At 63.4% G+C, this 19,360-nt stretch carries 24 protein-coding genes; 19 read left to right on the top strand and 5 right to left on the bottom strand.

What is annotated here, in order from left to right; translation table 11 throughout:
- Positions 1–48 precede the first annotated feature (48 nt).
- From AC1D1Y_RS12445 to ubiA, 3 genes are all read left to right on the top strand, one after another.
- A complete protein-coding gene (locus AC1D1Y_RS12445; protein ID WP_477653838.1) occupies positions 49–1,047 on the top strand; it encodes a hydrogen peroxide-inducible genes activator in 999 nt (332 codons plus the stop codon).
- 90 nt (positions 1,048–1,137) lie between these two features.
- Positions 1,138–1,650 carry a Dps family protein gene (locus AC1D1Y_RS12440; protein WP_477682605.1) on the top strand — a complete coding sequence of 171 codons (513 nt, stop codon included), beginning with the start codon at positions 1,138–1,140 and terminating at the stop codon, positions 1,648–1,650.
- On the top strand, positions 1,640–2,500 hold the full coding sequence (gene ubiA / locus AC1D1Y_RS12435; protein WP_477682604.1) for a 4-hydroxybenzoate octaprenyltransferase: 861 nt from the start codon (positions 1,640–1,642) through the stop codon (positions 2,498–2,500). Before AC1D1Y_RS12440 ends, ubiA begins: the two co-directional genes overlap by 11 nt.
- Before the next feature lie 71 nt (positions 2,501–2,571).
- Here the strand turns inward: ubiA and AC1D1Y_RS12430 are convergent, their stop codons facing one another.
- The 5 genes from AC1D1Y_RS12430 to AC1D1Y_RS12410 all read right to left on the bottom strand — a co-directional run bounded on the left by AC1D1Y_RS12430 (position 2,572) and on the right by AC1D1Y_RS12410 (position 7,319).
- The gene (locus AC1D1Y_RS12430) at positions 2,572–2,784 is read right to left on the bottom strand and encodes a hypothetical protein (protein WP_436156946.1); all 213 of its coding nucleotides are present in this window, start codon (positions 2,782–2,784) and stop codon (positions 2,572–2,574) included.
- Positions 2,785–2,927: 143 nt separating this feature from the next.
- Entirely contained in the window at positions 2,928–3,764 is an 837-nt protein-coding gene (gene proC / locus AC1D1Y_RS12425; protein WP_477675546.1) for a pyrroline-5-carboxylate reductase, read from the bottom strand.
- Positions 3,765–3,770: 6 nt separating this feature from the next.
- On the bottom strand, positions 3,771–4,955 hold the full coding sequence (locus AC1D1Y_RS12420) for an esterase-like activity of phytase family protein (RefSeq protein ID WP_477682603.1): 1,185 nt from the start codon (positions 4,953–4,955) through the stop codon (positions 3,771–3,773).
- A 63-nt stretch (positions 4,956–5,018) separates the two neighbouring features.
- Positions 5,019–6,512 carry a glycerol kinase GlpK gene (gene glpK, locus AC1D1Y_RS12415; protein ID WP_477682602.1) on the bottom strand — a complete coding sequence of 498 codons (1,494 nt, stop codon included), beginning with the start codon at positions 6,510–6,512 and terminating at the stop codon, positions 5,019–5,021.
- A 39-nt stretch (positions 6,513–6,551) separates the two neighbouring features.
- The gene (locus AC1D1Y_RS12410; RefSeq protein ID WP_477682601.1) at positions 6,552–7,319 is read right to left on the bottom strand and encodes a DeoR/GlpR family DNA-binding transcription regulator; all 768 of its coding nucleotides are present in this window, start codon (positions 7,317–7,319) and stop codon (positions 6,552–6,554) included.
- Between the two features lie 291 nt (positions 7,320–7,610).
- On the opposite strand from AC1D1Y_RS12410, the gene AC1D1Y_RS12405 reads away from it, so the two are divergent.
- The 16 genes from AC1D1Y_RS12405 (at position 7,611) to rpmD (ending at position 19,349) form a co-directional block, all read left to right on the top strand.
- The gene (locus AC1D1Y_RS12405; protein WP_477682600.1) at positions 7,611–8,696 is read left to right on the top strand and encodes an ABC transporter ATP-binding protein; all 1,086 of its coding nucleotides are present in this window, start codon (positions 7,611–7,613) and stop codon (positions 8,694–8,696) included.
- Positions 8,683–9,762 (top strand): ABC transporter ATP-binding protein, encoded by a 1,080-nt coding sequence (locus AC1D1Y_RS12400; protein ID WP_477682599.1) that lies wholly within the window; start codon positions 8,683–8,685, stop codon positions 9,760–9,762. The genes AC1D1Y_RS12405 and AC1D1Y_RS12400 overlap by 14 nt, the downstream gene beginning before the upstream one ends.
- Positions 9,759–10,649, top strand: coding sequence for a carbohydrate ABC transporter permease (locus AC1D1Y_RS12395; protein ID WP_477682598.1), 891 nt, complete (start codon positions 9,759–9,761; stop codon positions 10,647–10,649). The genes AC1D1Y_RS12400 and AC1D1Y_RS12395 overlap by 4 nt, the downstream gene beginning before the upstream one ends.
- Entirely contained in the window at positions 10,646–11,458 is an 813-nt protein-coding gene (locus tag AC1D1Y_RS12390; protein ID WP_477653827.1) for a carbohydrate ABC transporter permease, read from the top strand. Before AC1D1Y_RS12395 ends, AC1D1Y_RS12390 begins: the two co-directional genes overlap by 4 nt.
- Positions 11,459–11,470: 12 nt before the next feature.
- Complete coding sequence (locus tag AC1D1Y_RS12385; protein ID WP_436156939.1) at positions 11,471–11,779, top strand: DUF2160 domain-containing protein; 309 nt, start codon at positions 11,471–11,473, stop codon at positions 11,777–11,779.
- 110 nt (positions 11,780–11,889) lie between these two features.
- Positions 11,890–13,641: an ABC transporter substrate-binding protein gene (locus tag AC1D1Y_RS12380; RefSeq protein WP_477682597.1), complete on the top strand. Its 1,752-nt coding sequence runs from the start codon at positions 11,890–11,892 to the stop codon at positions 13,639–13,641.
- A gap of 51 nt (positions 13,642–13,692) precedes the next feature.
- Positions 13,693–15,279: a glycerol-3-phosphate dehydrogenase/oxidase gene (locus AC1D1Y_RS12375; protein WP_477682596.1), complete on the top strand. Its 1,587-nt coding sequence runs from the start codon at positions 13,693–13,695 to the stop codon at positions 15,277–15,279.
- A gap of 400 nt (positions 15,280–15,679) precedes the next feature.
- Positions 15,680–16,048: a 50S ribosomal protein L14 gene (rplN, locus tag AC1D1Y_RS12370; protein WP_007869247.1), complete on the top strand. Its 369-nt coding sequence runs from the start codon at positions 15,680–15,682 to the stop codon at positions 16,046–16,048.
- 9 nt (positions 16,049–16,057) lie between these two features.
- On the top strand, positions 16,058–16,378 hold the full coding sequence (rplX, locus tag AC1D1Y_RS12365; RefSeq protein ID WP_122954344.1) for a 50S ribosomal protein L24: 321 nt from the start codon (positions 16,058–16,060) through the stop codon (positions 16,376–16,378).
- A gap of 1 nt (position 16,379) precedes the next feature.
- The gene (gene rplE / locus AC1D1Y_RS12360) at positions 16,380–16,955 is read left to right on the top strand and encodes a 50S ribosomal protein L5 (protein WP_477653824.1); all 576 of its coding nucleotides are present in this window, start codon (positions 16,380–16,382) and stop codon (positions 16,953–16,955) included.
- A gap of 8 nt (positions 16,956–16,963) precedes the next feature.
- A complete protein-coding gene (gene rpsN, locus AC1D1Y_RS12355) occupies positions 16,964–17,269 on the top strand; it encodes a 30S ribosomal protein S14 (RefSeq protein ID WP_411878484.1) in 306 nt (101 codons plus the stop codon).
- Between the two features lie 18 nt (positions 17,270–17,287).
- Positions 17,288–17,683 carry a 30S ribosomal protein S8 gene (gene rpsH, locus AC1D1Y_RS12350; RefSeq protein WP_122954342.1) on the top strand — a complete coding sequence of 132 codons (396 nt, stop codon included), beginning with the start codon at positions 17,288–17,290 and terminating at the stop codon, positions 17,681–17,683.
- Between the two features lie 24 nt (positions 17,684–17,707).
- Positions 17,708–18,241, top strand: a complete 534-nt coding sequence (rplF, locus tag AC1D1Y_RS12345) for a 50S ribosomal protein L6 (protein ID WP_477682595.1) — start codon at positions 17,708–17,710, stop codon at positions 18,239–18,241.
- 11 nt (positions 18,242–18,252) lie between these two features.
- Entirely contained in the window at positions 18,253–18,618 is a 366-nt protein-coding gene (rplR, locus tag AC1D1Y_RS12340; RefSeq protein WP_411884579.1) for a 50S ribosomal protein L18, read from the top strand.
- A gap of 17 nt (positions 18,619–18,635) precedes the next feature.
- Positions 18,636–19,154: a 30S ribosomal protein S5 gene (gene rpsE / locus AC1D1Y_RS12335; protein ID WP_092130234.1), complete on the top strand. Its 519-nt coding sequence runs from the start codon at positions 18,636–18,638 to the stop codon at positions 19,152–19,154.
- 12 nt (positions 19,155–19,166) lie between these two features.
- Positions 19,167–19,349: a 50S ribosomal protein L30 gene (gene rpmD, locus AC1D1Y_RS12330; RefSeq protein ID WP_122954340.1), complete on the top strand. Its 183-nt coding sequence runs from the start codon at positions 19,167–19,169 to the stop codon at positions 19,347–19,349.
- Positions 19,350–19,360 lie beyond the last annotated feature (11 nt).

Genomic DNA, 19,360 nt, shown 5'->3' with positions numbered 1-19,360 from the left:
GGCGCCATTGCGTGGCACGGCGATTGAGAAAAGCAGCACAATAAGCCCATGACGCTGACCGAACTCAAATACATCGTCGCCGTGGCCCGGGAAAAGCACTTTGGCAAGGGCGCCGATGCCTGCCACGTTTCGCAGCCCACGCTCAGCGTGGCCATCAAGAAGCTCGAAGAAGAGCTGCAGGTCAAGCTCTTCGAGCGCAATGCCAATGAAATCACGGTCACGCCGCTGGGCGAGGAGATCGTGCGCCAGGCGCAGAGCGTGCTCGAGCAGGCCGACAACATCCGCGAAATCGCCAAGCGCGGCAAGGACCCGCTGGCCGGCCCATTGCGGCTGGGCGTCATTTACACGATAGGCCCCTATTTGCTGCCCGACCTGGTGCGCCAGGCCATTGCGAAAACGCCGCAGATGCCGCTGATGCTGCAGGAAAACTTCACCGTCAAGCTGCTCGAAGAGCTGCGCACCGGCGAAATCGACTGCGCCATCCTGGCCGAACCCTTTCCCGACGCCAACCTGGCGATCGCGCCGCTGTATGACGAGCCTTTCATGGCGGCCGTGCCCAGCGCGCACCCGCTGGCCGCGCGCAAGGGCGTGACGGCCGAGGAGCTCAAAAAGGAAACCATGCTTCTGCTGGGTACCGGCCACTGCTTTCGCGACCATGTGCTCGAGGTCTGCCCCGAATTTGCGCGCTTTTCCAGCAGTGCGGAGGGCATCAGCAAAAGCTTTGAAGGCTCCTCGCTGGAGACCATCAAACACATGGTGGCGGCCGGCATGGGTATTACGCTGGTGCCCCGTTTGGGCGTGCCCAAGGAAGCGCTGGCCGAGCAGGCCGCCGCCAAAAAGGCCGTGAAGGGGAAAACCGCCCCGGCCCGCGGCAAGGTGGCGGCAGAGCAACCTTCATTCATCAAATACCTGCCCTTCGACGGCGATGTGCCCAGCCGGCGCGTGGTGCTGGCTTGGCGGCGCAGCTTCACGCGCTATGAGGCCATCGCCGCGCTGCGCAATGCCATCTACGCCTGTGAGCTGCCCGGCGTCATCCGCCTGTCTTGAATCCCGGCTATGACGGATATTGACGGCGGCTGTTGCGGCCATCGTCCTGATCTCGTTAAAGTTAACCCTGAATTTAAAAAAGGAAACACCATGGCCAAGCCATCCGCCAAACCTGCCGGAAAATCCGCGCCTTCCATCAACATCGGCATCAGTGAAAAAGACCGCGCGGCGATCGCCAAAGGCCTGAGCCGCCTGCTGGCCGACACCTACACGCTTTACCTGACGACCCACAACTTCCACTGGAACGTGACGGGCCCCATGTTCAACACGTTGCACCTGATGTTCATGACGCAGTACACCGAACTCTGGGCCGCGGTCGACCCGGTGGCAGAGCGCATCCGCTCGCTGGGCCATCCCGCGCCGGGCTCTTATGCGCAGTTCAGCAAGCTGGCCTCGATTCCCGACGTGCCGGTGGTGCCGCCCAAGGCGCTGGAGATGGTGCGCATCCTGGTGCAAGGCCATGAAGCCGTGGCGCGCACCGCACGCGAACTGTTCCCGCTGGCCGACAAGGCCAGCGACGAGCCGACGGCTGATTTGCTGACGCAGCGTCTGACGGTGCACGAGCAGACGGCATGGATGCTGCGTTCCCTGCTTGAAGAATAAGCTCGCCCTCTACCTTCAGCTTGTCCGCTGGAACCGTCCGGCGGGCTGGCTGCTGCTGCTGTGGCCCACGCTGTCGGCGCTGTGGGTGGCTTCGCACGGCTTTCCGGGCTGGCACCTGGTGGTGGTGTTCACGTTGGGAACCATCCTGATGCGCAGCGCGGGCTGCTGCGTCAACGACGTGGCCGACCGGGACTTTGACCGCCACGTCAAGCGCACGGCGCAGCGGCCGGTGACCAGCGGCGCGGTGTCGGTGCGCGAGGCGCTCATCGTCGGCGCGGTGCTGGCGCTGCTGGCCTTCGGCCTGGTACTGACCACGAATATCGCCACCATCGCCTGGTCGTTTGCCGCGCTGGCCATCGCGCTGGCCTATCCATTTGCCAAGCGCTATGTGTCCATGCCGCAGGCGGTGCTGGGCGTGGCTTTCAGTTTTGGCATTCCCATGGCTTTTGCCGCCGTGCAGTCGCGTGTGCCGCCGCTGGCCTGGGTGCTGCTGCTGGGCAACCTGTTCTGGGTGSTGGCYTACGACACCGAATACGCCATGGTGGACCGCGACGACGACCTCAAGATAGGCATGAAAACCTCGGCCATCACGCTGGGCCGTTTTGACGTCGCCGCCGTGATGTTCTGCTACCTGGCTTACCTGGCGATCTGGGCCTGGGCCTTGGCGGGTGCCGTGGCGCAGTCGCCTGTTTATTGGATCGCCATGGCTGCGGCCTTGCTTCAGGCCCTGTGGCACGGCTGGCTGATCCGCAAGCGTGAGCGCGAGGACTGTTTCAAGGCTTTTCGCCTCAATCACTGGCTGGGCTTCGCGGTGTTCGCGGGCATCGTGCTGTCTTACCTGGGCCGCTGACCCGCAAAGTCCGGAAGGCGCCCATAAAAAAGCCCGCTTGAAGCGGGCTTTTTTGCGTCAGCTGAGGCTGATCAGACGGCGGCTTTTTTGGCCTTGGCCTTGCGCTTGGTCTTCTTGGCCTTTGCCTTGGCTGGGGCGGCGGCCTTTTTCTCAGGAGCTGCTGCGGGAGCTGCCGACGGGGCGGCGGCGGGAGCTGCGGCTTGGGCCGATGCGGACGTGGAAATCACGGCCAGGGGCATGGCGAGGACGGCTGCGCTGATGAGGGTGGACAGAAGTTTGTTCATGTGAAGCTCCGGATGTTGGAAAAGTTGTGAAGCGGATGCCGCCGGGGTGTCCCACAGGGTGGATCAAGACAAGCTGCACGTACGCCCGTGTTCAACGTTTGCCCCGGCCGGGCGGTTGACGCGCCCGCGGGGGCTGTGCGCGCTCAGGCGCCGCCGAATTCGTCGCCCAGTTCGGCGGCACGCTGCCGGGCGGCGTGGATGGCGCGCATGAACTGCATCTTGACGCGGTCCTGCTCCATGGACGTCAGCGCAGCGTAAGTGGTGCCGCCTTTGGAGGTGACCCGCGCGCGCAGCTCCTGCGGGGGTTCGTCCGAGGCCTGCGCCAGCGCGGAGGCGCCCACAAACGTGCCGATCGCGAGCTGGCGTGCCTGCGCGGGGGGCAGGCCCATGTCGGTGCCGGCTTCGATCATGGCCTCGATGAAATAAAACACATAGGCCGGGCCCGAGCCGGACAGCGCGGTCACCGCGTCGAGCTGGGCTTCTTCGGCCAGCCACAGGGTGGCGCCCGTGGGCTTGAGCACTTTTTCAATCGCCAGCCTGTCGGCGCCGGTGGCGGCCTCGCGCGCGAACAGGGCCGTCATGCCCTTGCCGACCAGCGCCGGCGTGTTGGGCATGGCGCGCACCACGCGCTCGGTGCCCAGCCAGTGCGCGATGCTGCCCGAGCGCACGCCGGCCGCCACGCTCAGGTGCAGCGCGGTTTTGGTGTGAAAGCGGGTTTGCAGCGCCGCCTCCTTGAAGACCTGCGGCTTGACGGCCCAGACGACCAGGCCGGCGCCGGCCAGCCAGGCGCCCGGGCCTTCGTGGACCTGCACGCCGAACTGCTGCGTGAGCTTGGCGCGCTGCTCGGCGAAAGGTTCGGCCACCTGGATCTGGCCGGCGGGCAAGCCCTGCTTGATCAGGCCGCCGATGATGGCGCTGGCCATGTTGCCGCCGCCTACGAAGGCGATGTGTTCGGTGTTTGCGCGGGAAGTGGAAGTCATGCGTTGTCAGTCCAAAAATTCAAAGGCCAGCCACTGGCTGATTTGCCGGGAACTGAAATTGTCGTCGCTAATGAAGACCAGGCTGCGGTTTCCGTTGGGCAGCATCGGCCCCCAGGCCATGCCCTCCGTATTGTCCAGGCGCTCCAGCCGGAGGCCGGGCCCCGGGCCGGTGAAGGCTGAAAAGTCGGCAATCAGCGTTTTGTCCACCGCGTGATAGGCGCCCGCCTGCAGGACGGGCGTTGCCAGGGTGTCGGAACCCTGCCGCGTGTCGATGAGGTACAGGCGCAGCGAGTTACCGGCGTGCGGGCCCCAGCCGGCCATATAAGCCCGCTCCAGCACCAGCATGCGGTCGGCATCGAGCATCAGGATTTCCACCACGCCGTTGTCGGCCTGGGTGGCCGGCGCGACAGGTGCGCGCGGAATGGCGTCGGGCACATACGCAATTTGCCGCAATGCTTTCCCACTGGCAAGGTCAATTTGGGTGAAGCGGCAAGGACCGCCCTTCGCTTTCACCGTGGGTACGGGTCCATCCTGGCGGAAGGCGTTTTCCATGGCGATCCAGGCTGTCTTGTCATCGGGTGTCAGCGCCAGGCCTTCCAGCGCCAGATTGACGCGCGGTCCCCGGGTGAGATGAAAATCAAACATGGCCGGCAGCGAAAATTCGCGAACCAGCGTGCCGTCAAGACGGCTTTCGCGCAGCTCCGGTGCCACGCCCGTCAAGGAATGCCCCTCGCTGGTCCACAGCAAGGTCTGGCTGCCGGGGCGCCAGCGAATCGCCTCCGGGTCGGGAGCCTGGAGGCCCCGCAAGGCTGCCGCATAGGTGCCGTCATCGGCCGGGCGCAGGGGGGTGACGCCCAGCAATTCCGGCTGGCCCAGGCTGTTCATGTCCAGCGCGATGCGCGCGGTGTAAAACCGCGCGGGGTTGATGTTGGAGCCATCGTCGCTGACCAGGTAATACAGGCCGCTGGCGGCGTCGTAGTCAATGCCCGAGAGCCCACCCACCGTGGTGCCCTGGAATTGCAGGCGGTGCGCAAAGCGGGACTCGCCGATCAGGCGCAGGCGTGTGCGGAGTGGCTGGGCCGCTGCGACCGCGGGCTGCGCTGCCCTGCCGCCGGCCAGGCCGAGCACGGCGGCGGCGCCGGCACCCAGGACCAGCCGGCGCCTGGAGAAAGAGGTGGCAGGGGGTTTCATGCCGCCAGTCTAGCGGCCGCGCTTGTGGGGAATGTGACAGCGCCCGCGCTATTCGCCTATTCGCTATTGCAAGACGGTCTGCCGCACCGCCTGCTCCCAGCGTGCCATCAGCTCGGCGGCCCGGTCCGCACCCAATGTGGGCAAAAACTTGCGCTCGGCGCGCCACATGCCCGACAGCTCGTCGGTGCTGCCGTAGACACCGCTGGACAGCCCCGCCAGGTAGGCGGCGCCCAGCGCGGTGGTTTCGATCACGGCCGGGCGTATCACCGGGATGCCCAGCAGATCCGCCTGGAACTGCATCAGCAAATCGTTGACGCAGGCGCCGCCGTCCACGCGCAACTCGGCCACGGGCGCGGCGCCGGCGCTGACCGCGTCGCGGCTCATGGCCTGCAGCAGGGCGGCGCTCTGGTAGGCAATGCTTTCCAGCGCGGCGCGCGCGATGTGGGCGACGGTGGTGCCGCGCGTGAGGCCGGTGATGGTGCCGCGCGCATCCGGTTTCCAGTAGGGCGCGCCCAGGCCGGTGAAGGCCGGCACCATCATCACGCCGCCCGAGTCGGGCACGCTTTCAGCCAGCGCCTGCACTTCGGCGCTGCCCTTGATGGCGTGCAGGCCGTCGCGCAGCCACTGCACCACGGCGCCGCCCACGAACACGCTGCCTTCGATGGCGAACTGGGTTTGCGTGGTCGCCTGTGCAGCACTGGTGGTCAGCAAGCCGTTGTGCGACGTCTGGAACTGGCTCCCCGTGTGCATCAGCATGAAGCAGCCCGTGCCATAGGTGTTTTTAGCCATGCCGGCCTTGAAGCAGGCCTGGCCGAAGAGGGCGCTTTGCTGGTCGCCGGCAACACCGCCGATGGCGATGGCATGGCCCAGCAGCTCAGGCCGCACATCGCCGTAATGCGCACTCGAAGGCAACACCTTGGGCATCAGCGAGGCCGGGATGCCGAGCAGTTCGAGCAGTTCATCGTCCCACTGGTTGGTGTGCACATTGAACAGCATGGTGCGAGAGGCGTTGCTGACGTCGGTGGCATGCAGCGCGCCGCCGGTGAGCTGCCACATCAGCCAGCTGTCGATGGTGCCGAAGGCCAGCTCGCCGCGCTCGGCCTGCGCGCGCGCGCCGGGCACGTTGTCGAGCAGCCATTTGAGTTTGGTGCCGGAAAAGTAAGCGTCGATCAGCAGGCCGGTCTTGGACTGGATCAGGCTCTCCTTGCCTTGCTCGCGCAAGGCGGCGCAGGTGGCTTCGGCGCGTCTGTCCTGCCAGACGATGGCGTGGTGGACCGGCTGGCCGGTCTTGCGGTTCCAGAGCGCGGTGGTCTCGCGCTGGTTGGTGATGCCCAGCGCCCGGATGTCGCCGGCCTTGATGTTCGCCTTGGCCAGCACCTCGCGCGCCGTGGCCAGCTGGGTGCGCCAGATTTCCATCAGGTCGTGCTCGACCCAGCCGGGCTTGGGGTAGATCTGCGGCAGCTCCTGCTGCGCCAGGGCCACGATATGGCCGTGTTCGTCGAACACGATGCTGCGGGAGCTGGAGGTTCCCTGGTCAAGGGCGAGGAGGTAGGTCATGCGCTGGAGTGTATGAAAACTGCCCGACTGCGCGGGCGTTCAGGAATGGGCCACCTCGCAGCTGACGTCCGCTTCCTCCAGCAGGGCCGGGAAGGGTTCGGGCGGCGGCATGTCGGTGAAAAGACGGTCGATCTGCGAGAGCCTGGCCAGTTCGACCATGGCCGGGCGGTTGAATTTGCTGCTGTCGGCGGCCAGCCAGACCTCGCGGGCGTGTTCGATGATGGTCTGCGCGACCTTGACCTCGCGGTAATCGAAGTCGCGCAGCGAGCCGTCGGGCTCTATGCCCGAAATGCCGATCACGGCGATGTCGACGCGGAACTGGCGCATGAAATCGACCGCCGCCTCGCCCACGATGCCGCGGTCGCGCGCCCGCACCACGCCGCCGGCCACGATGACCTCGCAATCGGTGTTGCCGCAGAGGATGGCCGCCACGTTGAGGTTGTTGGTGATGACGCGCAGCCCCTTGTGGCTCAGCAAGGCCTTGGCGATGGCTTCGGTGGTCGTGCCGATGTTGAGGATCAGCGAGCAGTCATTGGGGATGCGCCTGGCGACGGCCTGGGCGATGCGCGCCTTGCCTTCGGCGTTAAGGCTTTCGCGCTGGCGGTGCGCGATGTTTTCAATGGTGGAGCTGGGCATGCGCACGCCGCCGTGAAAGCGCGTCAGCAAGCCGGCCTCGGACAGGCGCTGCACGTCCCGCCTGACGGTCTGCAAGGTCACGTCGAGCTTGTCCGCAAGCTGCTCGACGGAGGCCGAGCCGTGGGCACGGACCACGTCAAGAAGCTTGATTTGCCTGGGATTGGAGTTCACGCGGATCCGGGTTCGGGATGTCGGGAGTTAAAAGGACTTAAAGGATGACGGAGGAAAGGCCTGAAAGAAACTTTATATCGAAACAAAAGGAAACAGATAAGGGAAAACAATTAGATAAAACAATCACAAAGGAAGAAAAATAGAAAAAAACCGAACTTCGTCAAAGTTTCGTTCCAAAAAATTCGTCGGGAGTTTCCTCTTGTTGACTGTCTCAAGTTCTTTGCCTGTCGCAGCCCTCGCCGGGGCGCGGGCTTGCCTATTTCAGCCCCTGCCGGGCGGGGGAGCGGCGTAATGCAGCTGTCCCTGGACCAGATCAGCAAAAAAGTCGGTGCCGAGCAGTGGCTTTACGAGATGAGCCTGGCGCCGCGCAGCGGGGAGGTCACGGTGCTGCTGGGCGCCACGCAGGCCGGCAAGACCAGCCTGATGCGCATCATGGCGGGGCTGGATGTTCCCACGCAGGGCAAGGTGCGGGTCAACGAGGCCGACGTGACCGGCATGCCGGTGCGCGAGCGCAATGTCGCCATGGTCTACCAGCAGTTCATCAACTACCCGTCGCTGCGCGTGGCCGACAACATCGCCTCGCCGCTCAAGCTGCGCGGCGAAAAAGACATAGAGCAGAAAGTGCGCAGCCTGGCCGCGCGCCTGCATATCGACATGTTCCTGGACCGCTACCCGGCCGAGCTCTCGGGCGGGCAGCAGCAGCGTGTGGCCCTGGCGCGCGCGCTGGCCAAGGGCGCGCCGCTGATGCTGCTGGACGAGCCGCTGGTCAACCTTGACTACAAGCTGCGCGAGGAATTGCGCGAAGAGCTGACCCAGCTGTTCGCCGCCGGCGACTCCACGGTGATCTATGCCACCACCGAGCCGGGCGAAGCCCTGCTGCTGGGCGGCTACACCGCCGTGATGGATGGCGGCGAACTGCTGCAGTACGGGCCCACCGCCGAGGTCTTCCACGCGCCGCAGTCGCTGCGCGTGGCGCGCGCCTTCAGCGACCCGCCCATGAACCTGATGGCGGCACTGCCTGCCGCGCAAGGCCTGCAACTGAAGGGCGGCCCGGCCTTGAGCCTGGCGCTGCCCGACGCGCCGGCCCAGCGCCTGGCGTCTTTCACCGCGGGGGTTCGCGGCAGCGCGCTGCGCGTCACGGCGCGCGAAGGCGATGTGGCGCTGCCGGGCAAGGTCGAGCTGGCCGAAATTTCGGGCTCCGACACCTTTGTCCACGTGGCGACGCCTGTGGGTGAACTGGTGGCGCAGCTCACCGGCGTGCACTACTTTGACCTGGGCGCGCCCGTCACCCTGTACCTGGATCCGGCGCAGGTCTATGTGTTTGATGCGGATGGCGCACTGCTGCTGGCGCCACGGAGGTCTTATGGCGCGCATTGACCTGGACCTGGCCCATGCCTATCGGCCCAATCCGCGCGAAGACAGCGACTACGCGCTGCTGCCGCTGACCATGAGCTTCCGCGACGGCGGCGCCTACGCGCTGCTGGGCCCCTCGGGCTGCGGCAAGACCACCATGCTCAACATCATGTCCGGCCTGCTGGTGCCGTCCCAGGGCACGGTCAAATTCGACGGCGTCGACGTGACGCGCGCGACGCCACAGCAGCGCAACATCGCGCAGGTCTTCCAGTTCCCGGTGATCTACGACACCATGACGGTGGCCGAAAACCTGGCCTTCCCGCTGCGCAACCGCAAGGTGCCGGAAGAGCAGATCAAAAAACGCGTGGGCGAAATCGCCGAGATGCTGGACATGAGCGGCCAGCTCAACCAGCGCGCGGCCGGGCTCGCGGCGGACGCCAAGCAGAAGATCTCGCTGGGCCGCGGCCTGGTGCGGCCCGACGTGTCGGCCGTGCTGTTCGACGAGCCGCTCACGGTGATTGACCCGCACCTCAAATGGCAGCTGCGGCGCAAGCTCAAACAGATCCACCACGAACTCAAGCTCACGCTGATCTACGTCACGCACGACCAGGTGGAGGCGCTGACCTTTGCCGAAGAGGTGGTGGTGATGACGCGCGGCCGCGCGGTGCAGACCGGTTCGGCCGATGCGCTGTTCGAGCGGCCCCGCCACACCTTTGTGGGCCACTTCATTGGTTCGCCCGGCATGAACTTTTTGCCCGCCACGGTGACGGCCGGCGCTTTGCGCGTCGCGGACCGGCCGCTGGCGCTGCCGCCCGGGCGCGCCATGCCCGACGGCGACCTCAAGCTGGGTGTGCGCCCCGAATACGTGGTGAAGACCGCGCCCGGCGACCCGGCGGCGCTGCCCTTCACCGCCATGCTGGTGCAGGACATAGGCACCCACCTGATGCTGACGGCCCGGATCGGCGAACACACGCTCAAAGCCCGGCTGAACCCGGCCGCAAGACCGCCCCAGGTGGGCGAGGAAGTCTGGCTGCAGGTCATGGGGCCGCACACCTGCCTTTACCTTAACGACGAACTGGTGGAAGCATGAGCACGACGACAAAACCGGTCAATCAAAAGGCCTGGCTGCTGGTGCTGCCGGTCATCATCTGCGTGGCGTTTTCCGCCATCCTGCCGCTCATGACGGTGGTCAACTACTCGGTGCAGGACATCATTTCGCCCGAGCGCCGCGTGTTTGTCGGCACGGAATGGTTCGCCGCCGTGATGCGCGACGAAGACCTGCATGCGGCGCTGTGGCGCCAGCTCACGTTCTCGCTGGCGGTGCTGGCGGTCGAGATTCCGCTGGGCATCGCACTGGCGCTGTCCATGCCGGCGCAAGGCTGGAAGGCCTCGCTGGTGCTGGTGCTGGTCGCGCTGTCGCTGCTGATCCCCTGGAACGTGGTGGGCACCATCTGGCAGATCTATGGCCGGGCCGACATCGGCCTGCTGGGCGCCATGCTGCAGAAGGTGGGCTTTGACTATAGCTACACCGGCAATGCCACCCATGCCTGGGTGACGGTGCTGATGATGGACGTCTGGCATTGGACGCCGCTGGTGGCGCTGCTGTGCTATGCCGGCCTGCGCTCGATCCCGGACGCCTATTACCAGGCCGCGCGCATAGACGGCGCGAGCAAGTTCGCGGTGTTCCGCTACATCCAGCTGCCCAAGATGCGCGGCGTGCTGATGATCGCCGTGCTGCTGCGATTCATGGACAGCTTCATGATCTACACCGAGCCTTTTGTGCTCACGGGCGGCGGGCCGGGCAATGCCACCACTTTCCTGTCGCAATACCTCACGCAAAAAGCCGTCGGCCAGTTCGACCTGGGTCCGGCGGCGGCTTTCTCGCTGATTTACTTTTTGATCATCCTGCTGCTGTGCTTCATCCTCTACAACTGGATGCAGCGCGTGGGCACGCAGGAGAAGGAGGGCGTGGAATGAACCAGCCGAAATTCCAGGCGCGTACGCTGTTCCTGATCGCCTACATCGTCTTCGCGCTCCTGCCCATCTACTGGATGGTCAACATGAGCTTCAAGACGAACAGCGAAATCCTGTCGAGCTTTTCCTTCTTCCCCCAGGACTTCACCTGGAACAACTACAAGACCATCTTCACCGACCCGTCCTGGTATTCGGGTTACATCAACAGCCTGATCTACGTCGCCATCAACACGGTGATCTCCATCACCGTGGCCCTGCCCGCCGCCTACGCCTTTTCGCGCTACAGCTTCCTGGGCGACAAACATGTGTTCTTCTGGCTGCTGACCAACCGCATGACGCCGCCTGCGGTGTTCCTGCTGCCTTTCTTCCAGCTTTACACCACGGTGGGGCTGATGGACACCCATATCGCGGTGGCGCTGGCCCACCTGCTGTTCAACGTGCCCCTGGCGGTGTGGATCCTGGAAGGCTTCATGAGCGGTATCCCGCGTGAGATCGACGAGACCGCCTACATCGACGGCTACTCCTTCCCGCGCTTTTTTGTGCGTATCTTTCTGCCGCTGATCAAGGCCGGTGTCGGCGTAGCGGCGTTTTTCTGCTTCATGTTCAGCTGGGTCGAGCTGCTGCTGGCGCGCACGCTGACGAGCGTCAATGCCAAACCCATCGTCGCGACCATGACACGCACGGTGTCGGCTTCGGGCATGGACTGGGCGACGCTGGCCGCGGCCGGCGTGCTGACCATCGTGCCGGGCGCGATCGTGATCTGGTTTGTGCGCAACTACATCGCCAAGGGCTTTGCCATGGGCAGGGTCTAGAAAGGAAGCAACATGTTTGAGTGGATGGCCTGGACCACGCCGGTGGCGATTTTTTTCAGCTGCATCGTGCTGATGCTGGTGGGCATGACGGTGTGGGAGCTCAAGTCGCCGACGACGCTGCGGCGCGGCTTCCTGCCGCTGGAAACCACGCGCGGCGACCGGCTCTTCATCGGCCTGCTCAGCGCGGCCTATGTGAACCTGATTTTTGTCGGCATCAGCGGCAAGCTGGCCGGCTGGCTGGGGCTGGAGGCCGACCCCTCGATCTGGATCAGTTTTCTGCTGTCCCTGGTCTTGCTCGCATGGATCATGCGCAAGGGGTAGCAAGCGGGCACGAAGAAAAGAGAAGTTCGGAGAAAAAGGAACCCGGCTCATATTCCCCGGAGCCGAACAAACCTTCAACCACGGGGAGTGAACCAATGAGGAGACAAGTCATGAAGATGCGATATACGGCATTGGCGGTGGCCGCAGTGTGTGCCATGGCCAGCCCCGGCTGGGCTGGCGAAGCCGAGGCCAAGAAGTGGATTGACAGCGAATTCCAGCCCTCCACCCTGGCCAAGGACAAGCAGCAGGCCGAGATGAAGTGGTTTATCGACGCGGCCAAGAAGCTGCAGGCCAAGGGCGTGAAGGAAATCTCGGTCGTGTCCGAGACCATCACCACCCACGAATACGAATCGAAGACGCTGGCCAAGGCCTTCGAGGAAATCACCGGCATCAAGGTCAAGCACGACCTGATCCAGGAAGGCGACGTGGTCGAGAAGCTGCAGACCTCCATGCAGTCCGGCAAGTCGATTTACGACGGCTGGATTTCCGATTCCGACCTGATAGGCACTCACTACCGCTACGGCAAGGTGATGAACCTGACCGACTACATGGCCGGCAAGGGCAAGGAATACACCAACCCGGGCCTGGACCTCAAGGATTTCATCGGCACCAAGTTCACCACCGGCCCGGACGGCAAGCTGTACCAACTGCCCGACCAGCAGTTCGCCAACCTCTACTGGTTCCGCGCCGACCTGTTCGCGCGCAAGGACCTGCAGGACAAGTTCAAGGCGAAGTACGGCTACGAACTGGGCGTGCCGCTGAACTGGAGCGCCTATGAGGACATCGCCGAGTTCTTCACCAATGACGTGAAAACCATAGACGGCAAGCCCATCTACGGCCACATGGACTACGGCAAAAAGGACCCGTCGCTGGGCTGGCGTTTCACCGACGCCTGGCTGTCCATGGCCGGCACCGCCGACATCGGCACGCCCAATGGCCTGCCGATCGACGAATGGGGCATTCGCGTGGCGGCCGACAAGTGCACGCCCGTGGGCGCCTCGGTGGCGCGCGGCGGCGCGACCAACTCGCCGGCCGCTGTCTACGCACTGACCAAGTATGTGGACTGGATGAAGAAATACGCGCCCAAGGAAGCCACCGGCATGACCTTCGGCGAAGCCGGGCCTGTGCCGGCCCAGGGGCAGATCGCCCAGCAGATCTTCTGGTACACGGCCTTCACCGCCGACATGACCAAGAAGGGCCTGCCGGTCGTGAACGCCGACGGCACGCCCAAGTGGCGCATGGCGCCCGGCCCCAACGGCCCCTACTGGAAGCAGGGCATGCAAAACGGCTACCAGGACGTGGGCAGCTGGACCTTCTTTGCCGCGCATGACGAGAACCGCACGGCGGCAGCCTGGCTGTATGCGCAGTTCATCACCTCCAAGACCACGTCGCTGAAAAAGACCATCGTCGGCCTCACGCCGATTCGCGAGTCGGACATCCAGTCCAAGGCCATGACCGACATGGCGCCCAAGCTGGGCGGCCTGGTCGAGTTCTACCGCAGCCCCGCCCGCGTGGCCTGGTCGCCGACCGGCACCAACGTGCCCGATTACCCCAAGCTGGCTCAGCTGTGGTGGAAGAACGTGGCACAGGCGGTGACCGGTGAAAAAACGCCGCAGGCCGCCATGGACACGCTGGCCGGCGAGATGGACGACGTGATGGGCCGCCTGGAGCGCGCCGGCATGGCCAAGTGCGCGCCCAAGCTCAACCCCAAGGGCGATCCGGCGAAATGGCTGAGCGACAAGTCCGCCCCGTGGGCCAAGCTGGCCAATGAAAAGCCCAAGGGCGAGACCCCCCCCACGGCCTGTTTTTTGCTGAAACTGGAGGCGGCGACCCATGGGGCTGTTGCCATGGCGCTGGGGTAAGCTCGGGCGCACTTTAAAAAATGGGTTTGTATGGAACGGGAATCAAAGCCCATGACAACTGGATCAGCGCCTGCGGCGACGCGGCGCCAGGACTTGATGGCCAGGCTCGCCGAGCCGCACCACTATGACATCGCGATCATTGGCGGTGGCGCCACCGGACTCGGCGTGGCGCTGGACGCCGCCGCGCGCGGCTTTTCCGTGGTGCTGGTGGAATCGCACGACTTTGCCAAGGGCACCTCCTCGCGCGCCACCAAGCTGGTGCACGGCGGCGTGCGCTACCTGGCCCAGGGCAATATTTCACTGGTGCGCGAGGCCTTGCACGAGCGCACCACGCTGCTGGCCAATGCGCCGCACCTGGCGCAGCCGCTGCCTTTTGTCATGCCTTCCTACAAGTTCTGGGAGGCGCCGTTTTACGGCATAGGGCTCAAGATGTATGACGCGCTGGCCGGCAAGGCGGGCCTGGGCGCGACAGAATTTCTCAACCGCCAGGAAACTCTGGCTTACCTGCCGAACGTGCAGCCGCAAGACCTCAAGGGTGGCGTCAAATATTGGGACGGCCAGTTTGACGACGCGCGGCTGGCGCTGGCGCTGGCCCGCACGGCGGCGCGCCAGGGCGCGCTGCTGGTGAACTATTGCCCGGCCACCGGCCTGATCCATGAAGGCGGCAAGCTGGTCGGCCTGCATGCGCGCGACCAGGAAACCGGGCAGGCCTTCGAGATCCGGGCGAGCTGCGTGGTGAATGCCGCCGGCGTCTGGGTGGATCAACTGCGCCTGCAGGACGGCCAGGCCATAGGCCGGGACGCCAAACCCATGGTGGCGCCCAGCCAGGGCGTGCACATCGTGGTCGACCGCTCGTTTTTGCCCACCGACCATGCCCTGCTGGTACCCAAGACGGCCGATGGCCGGGTGTTGTTTGCCGTGCCCTGGCTGGGCAAAACCATCCTGGGCACCACCGACACGCCGCGCCACGACCTGGCGCGCGAGCCGCTGCCTTTCCGGGAAGAGGTCGATTTCATCCTGCGCGAATCCGCGCGCTATCTGAGCCGGGCCCCGGGCCCGGCGGATATCAAGAGCATCTGGGTAGGGCTGCGCCCCCTGGTCAAGCCGCCGGACGACGATGCCGGCAGCACCCAGGCGCTGTCGCGCGAGCACACGGTGCTGGTCAGCAAAAGCGGCCTGGTCACGGTGACGGGCGGGAAATGGACCACCTACCGCGCGATGGCCGAAGACGTGTTGGACAAATGTTTTGGCGCGGCCTTGCTCCCGGCGCGGGCCGCAAGCGCCACCACGCATTTGAAGTTAGTTGGCGCTCACAACTCAAGCCGCAAGATCAGTGAGGCGCCTGGGGCTCATCTATATGGCAGCGAGGCGCCGGCCCTGGACGGCCTGCCTGGAGCGGCCCGCGAACTGGGCGGCGGCCTGACGGAAGCCATGGTGCGTTTTGCCGCCCGCCATGAATATGCTCGCACGGTGGAAGACGTGCTGGCGCGCCGCTCCCGCCTGCTGTTCCTCGATGCCGCGCTGGCCAGGACCCTGGCGCCGGAAGTGGCGACCCTGCTGCAGCAGGAAAACGGAGTGGATCCGCAGCTGGACGCGTTTTTGACGCTCTGCGGCCAGTACTTGAGCCTGCCTGACTGATCCGGTTGCAGCCGGCGAAGCGCGTGGCAAAAGCCCAGGTCTCTGCTGCCGGGATAGAATCGCTGCTCTATTTTTTATAGCTGCTCGTCCATGCCTATATTGGAATTGGCCTGGATTTGATGTCTGAAAAATTACCCCTCGCACGCCCGGTACCAGGCTGATTCCAGAGCCTTTGGGGCCGGCCAAGCCGCTTGCCGAAACGCCAAGGGAATATTTTCACAACAGCCGGTTGACAGTACCGGGTGATTTAGTGATAATCGTGGGCTTCGCTCTAAAAAGGCGAGGAATTCTGCCTAACGGAAGCATCGCAAGTGGTTTGCGGTGTGGACGACAGGCCCAAGACTGATTGGCTGGTGATCCCAAGGGGTTGCCTTCCGGTGCAAGTTGGGAACACATTTAAATGATTCAAACGCAATCCAAGCTCGATGTTGCTGACAACACGGGTGCCAAGTCCGTGATGTGCATCAAGGTTCTGGGCGGCTCCAAGCGCCGGTACGCCAGCGTTGGTGACGTCATCAAGGTGAGCATCAAAGAAGCCGCTCCGCGTGGCCGCGTCAAAAAAGGCGAGGTTTACAGCGCAGTGGTCGTTCGCACCGCCAAGGGCATCCGCCGCGGTGACGGCTCCCTCGTCAAATTCGACGGCAACGCAGCAGTGTTGCTTAACGCCAAGCTGGAGCCTATCGGCACCCGCATCTTCGGACCAGTGACGCGCGAACTGCGCACTGAAAAGTTCATGAAGATCGTGTCCCTGGCTCCTGAAGTTCTGTAAGGACTCGCCATGAACAAAATCCGTAAAGGCGACGAGATCATCGTGATCGCCGGTCGCGACAAAGGCAAGCGCGGCAAGATTTCGCTGCGCAAAGACGACAGCTACGTGCTGGTGGACGGGATCAACCTGGTGAAAAAACACACCAAGCCCAACCCTCTCAAGGGCACCACCGGCGGCATCGTCGAAAAAAGCATGCCGATTCACCAGTCGAACGTGGCAATCTTCAATGCCGCAACCGGCAAGGCGGATCGCGTTGGCATCAAGCTTCTGGCAGACGGCAAAAAAGTGCGCGTCTTCAAGTCCAGCGGCGAAGAAATCAAGGCTGCATAACATGGCAAAGACCGCACCTGTACAACAAGCTGCTCCGCAGGCTCGCCTGCAGGCCCAGTACCGCGAAAAAATCGCCCCCGGCCTGATTGAAAAATTCGGCTACACCTCGCCTATGCAGGTTCCCCGCATCACCAAGATCACGCTCAACATGGGTGTGAGCGAGGCTGTTGCCGACAAGAAGGTCATGGACAACGCCGTCGGCGACATGACCAAGATTGCCGGCCAGAAGCCCGTCGTGACCAAGGCCAAGAAGGCTATCGCCGGTTTCAAGATCCGCGAAGACCTGCCCATCGGCTGCATGGTGACCCTGCGCGGCGTGAAGATGTATGAGTTCCTCGATCGTTTCGTCACCGTGGCCCTGCCCCGCGTGCGTGACTTCCGCGGTATTTCCGGCCGGGCCTTCGACGGCCGCGGAAACTACAACATCGGCGTGAAAGARCAGATCATTTTCCCTGAGATYGARTACGACAAGGTTGACGCCCTGCGCGGTCTCAATATCAGCATCACCACCACGGCAAAGACCGATGAAGAGTGCAAGGCACTTCTCACCGCTTTCCGTTTTCCGTTCAAGAACTGAGGCGGGACATGGCAAAACAAGCTTTACTGCAACGTGAACTGAAGCGCGAGAAACTCGCCGCCAAGTTCGCCAAAAAATACGCTGAACTCAAGGCGACGTCCAACGACGCCAAGCGCTCGGACGACGAACGCGCTCTGGCCCGCCTCGAGCTGCAAAAGTTGCCCCGCAACGCCAACCCCACCCGCCAGCGCAACCGCTGCGCGATCACGGGTCGTCCACGCGGTACGTTCCGTCAATTCGGCCTGGCTCGCGCCAAGATTCGCGAGTTGGCTTTTGCTGGTGATATCCCTGGTATCACCAAGGCAAGCTGGTAAGCATAGGAGAACCACAAAATGAGCATGAGTGATCCTATCGCCGACATGTTGACCCGCATCCGCAATGCACAAATGGTTGAAAAAGCTGTTGTGCTGGTGCCGTCGTCGAAAGTCAAAGTTGCCATCGCGCAGGTACTGAAGGATGAGGGCTACATCGATGGCTTTTCCGTCAAGACCGACGAAGGCAAGTCCCAGCTGGAAATCGCCCTGAAGTATTACGCAGGCCGCCCCGTGATTGAGCGCATCGAGCGCGTCAGCCGCCCCGGTCTCCGTGTCTACAAAGGCCATGGCGCCATCCCCCAGGTCATGAACGGCCTTGGCGTGGCAATTGTCACGACCCCGCAAGGCGTCATGACTGATCGTAAAGCCCGCGCTACCGGTATCGGTGGTGAAGTGCTTTGCTACGTGGCCTAACGGCGGCATTGAGGAGAAACTGAAATGTCTCGTGTAGGAAAAATGCCAGTGACCGTGCCCCAGGGCGTGGACGTGGCCATGAAAGAAGACCAGATCAATGTCAAGGGCACCCTCGGCACCCTGGCGCTGACGCAAAACGCGCTTGTCACCATCAAGAACGATGCCGGCAAGCTGACCTTTGTGCCGGCCAACGATTCGCGTGAAGCCAATGCCATGAGCGGCACGATGCGCCAGCTCGTGAACAACATGGTGACCGGCGTGACCAAGGGCTTTGAGAAAAAGCTCAGCCTGATCGGCGTGGGTTACAAAGCCCAGGCCCAAGGCGCCAAGCTGAACCTGACGGTGGGTTACTCTCACCCGGTGGTGATGGACATGCCGGCCGGTATCAAGGTGGAAACGCCTACGCCGACCGAAATCATCATCAAGGGTTCCGACCGCCAGCGTGTGGGACAGATCGCCGCCGAAGTGCGCGCCGTCCGTCCTCCCGAGCCTTACAAGGGCAAGGGCATCCGTTATTCGGATGAAAAAATCACGATCAAAGAAACCAAGAAGAAATAAGGAGCTGCATCATGTTGACCAAAAAAGAGCAGCGCCTTCGTCGTTCACGCCAGACCCGCATTCGCATTGCCACGCAAGGTGTTGCCCGTCTGACCGTCAACCGTACCAACTTGCACATCTACGCCACGGTTATCTCTGGCGACGGCACCAAGGTGCTGGCTGCCGCTTCCACCGCGGAAGTCGAAGTGCGCAAGGACATCGGCGCCTCGGGTAAGGGCGGAAACGTTGCTGCTGCGCAAGCCATTGGCAAGCGCATTGCCGAAAAGGCAAAAGCGGCAGGTGTTGAAAAAGTGGCGTTTGATCGCGCCGGTTTTGCGTACCACGGCCGCGTCAAAGCGCTGGCTGATGCGGCTCGCGAAGCTGGTTTGCAGTTCTAAGCAGACTGGAATTAAGTATGGCTAAGTTTCAAGCAAAATCGAACAACGACGCTCCAGACGATGGTCTGAAGGAAAAAATGATCGCGGTCAACCGCGTGACCAAAGTCGTGAAGGGCGGCCGTATCCTCGGTTTCGCCGCACTCACGGTGGTTGGTGACGGTGACGGCCGCGTCGGCATGGGCAAGGGCAAGTCGAAAGAAGTGCCGGCAGCCGTGCAGAAGGCCATGGAAGAAGCGCGCCGCAACATGACCAAGGTCTCGTTGAAGAACGGCACGATCCACCACAATGTTTTCGGCCACCACGGTGCAGCCAGCGTCATGATGGCGCCGGCTCCCAAGGGTACCGGCATCATTGCCGGCGGCCCGATGCGCGCTGTTTTCGAAGTCATGGGCATTACCGACATCGTGGCCAAGAGCCATGGTTCGAGCAATCCCTACAACATGGTGCGCGCCACCATGGATGCACTGAACAACTCCACGACCGCTTCTGAAATTGCGGCCAAGCGTGGTAAATCAGTCGAAGAAATCTTCGGCTAAGGCGGCATTGAAATGACCAAAGAAACCAAAGTAAAAGTCCAGCTGGTTCGCAGCCCGATTGGCACCAAGGAATCGCATCGCGCCACCGTGCGCGGTCTGGGCCTTCGTGGCGTCAACAGCGTCAGCGAACTGCAGGACACGCCCGCAGTACGCGGCATGATCAACAAGATCAGCTATCTGGTCAAGATTGTCTGAGCGGAGACTCA

This window comes from Polaromonas sp. P1_G1 (assembly GCF_056405595.1).
Note: the sequence above shows the minus strand (reverse complement) of the source record. Positions and strands in the feature narration are given on the sequence as shown.

Coding starts and splice junctions, on each gene's coding strand:
- proC (WP_477675546.1), bottom strand. CDS start 3,764: ATGACTTCCACTTCCCGCGCAAACACCGAACACATCGCCTTCGTAGGC.
- AC1D1Y_RS12430 (WP_436156946.1), bottom strand. CDS start 2,784: ATGAACAAACTTCTGTCCACCCTCATCAGCGCAGCCGTCCTCGCCATG.
- AC1D1Y_RS12405 (WP_477682600.1), top strand. CDS start 7,611: ATGCAGCTGTCCCTGGACCAGATCAGCAAAAAAGTCGGTGCCGAGCAG.
- rplF (WP_477682595.1), top strand. CDS start 17,708: ATGTCTCGTGTAGGAAAAATGCCAGTGACCGTGCCCCAGGGCGTGGAC.
- rpmD (WP_122954340.1), top strand. CDS start 19,167: ATGACCAAAGAAACCAAAGTAAAAGTCCAGCTGGTTCGCAGCCCGATT.
- rplX (WP_122954344.1), top strand. CDS start 16,058: ATGAACAAAATCCGTAAAGGCGACGAGATCATCGTGATCGCCGGTCGC.
- rpsN (WP_411878484.1), top strand. CDS start 16,964: ATGGCAAAACAAGCTTTACTGCAACGTGAACTGAAGCGCGAGAAACTC.
- rplN (WP_007869247.1), top strand. CDS start 15,680: ATGATTCAAACGCAATCCAAGCTCGATGTTGCTGACAACACGGGTGCC.
- AC1D1Y_RS12445 (WP_477653838.1), top strand. CDS start 49: ATGACGCTGACCGAACTCAAATACATCGTCGCCGTGGCCCGGGAAAAG.
- AC1D1Y_RS12380 (WP_477682597.1), top strand. CDS start 11,890: ATGAAGATGCGATATACGGCATTGGCGGTGGCCGCAGTGTGTGCCATG.
- AC1D1Y_RS12375 (WP_477682596.1), top strand. CDS start 13,693: ATGACAACTGGATCAGCGCCTGCGGCGACGCGGCGCCAGGACTTGATG.
- AC1D1Y_RS12385 (WP_436156939.1), top strand. CDS start 11,471: ATGTTTGAGTGGATGGCCTGGACCACGCCGGTGGCGATTTTTTTCAGC.
- AC1D1Y_RS12400 (WP_477682599.1), top strand. CDS start 8,683: ATGGCGCGCATTGACCTGGACCTGGCCCATGCCTATCGGCCCAATCCG.
- rpsE (WP_092130234.1), top strand. CDS start 18,636: ATGGCTAAGTTTCAAGCAAAATCGAACAACGACGCTCCAGACGATGGT.
- AC1D1Y_RS12395 (WP_477682598.1), top strand. CDS start 9,759: ATGAGCACGACGACAAAACCGGTCAATCAAAAGGCCTGGCTGCTGGTG.
- AC1D1Y_RS12390 (WP_477653827.1), top strand. CDS start 10,646: ATGAACCAGCCGAAATTCCAGGCGCGTACGCTGTTCCTGATCGCCTAC.
- rplR (WP_411884579.1), top strand. CDS start 18,253: ATGTTGACCAAAAAAGAGCAGCGCCTTCGTCGTTCACGCCAGACCCGC.
- AC1D1Y_RS12420 (WP_477682603.1), bottom strand. CDS start 4,955: ATGAAACCCCCTGCCACCTCTTTCTCCAGGCGCCGGCTGGTCCTGGGT.
- glpK (WP_477682602.1), bottom strand. CDS start 6,512: ATGACCTACCTCCTCGCCCTTGACCAGGGAACCTCCAGCTCCCGCAGC.
- AC1D1Y_RS12440 (WP_477682605.1), top strand. CDS start 1,138: ATGGCCAAGCCATCCGCCAAACCTGCCGGAAAATCCGCGCCTTCCATC.
- rpsH (WP_122954342.1), top strand. CDS start 17,288: ATGAGCATGAGTGATCCTATCGCCGACATGTTGACCCGCATCCGCAAT.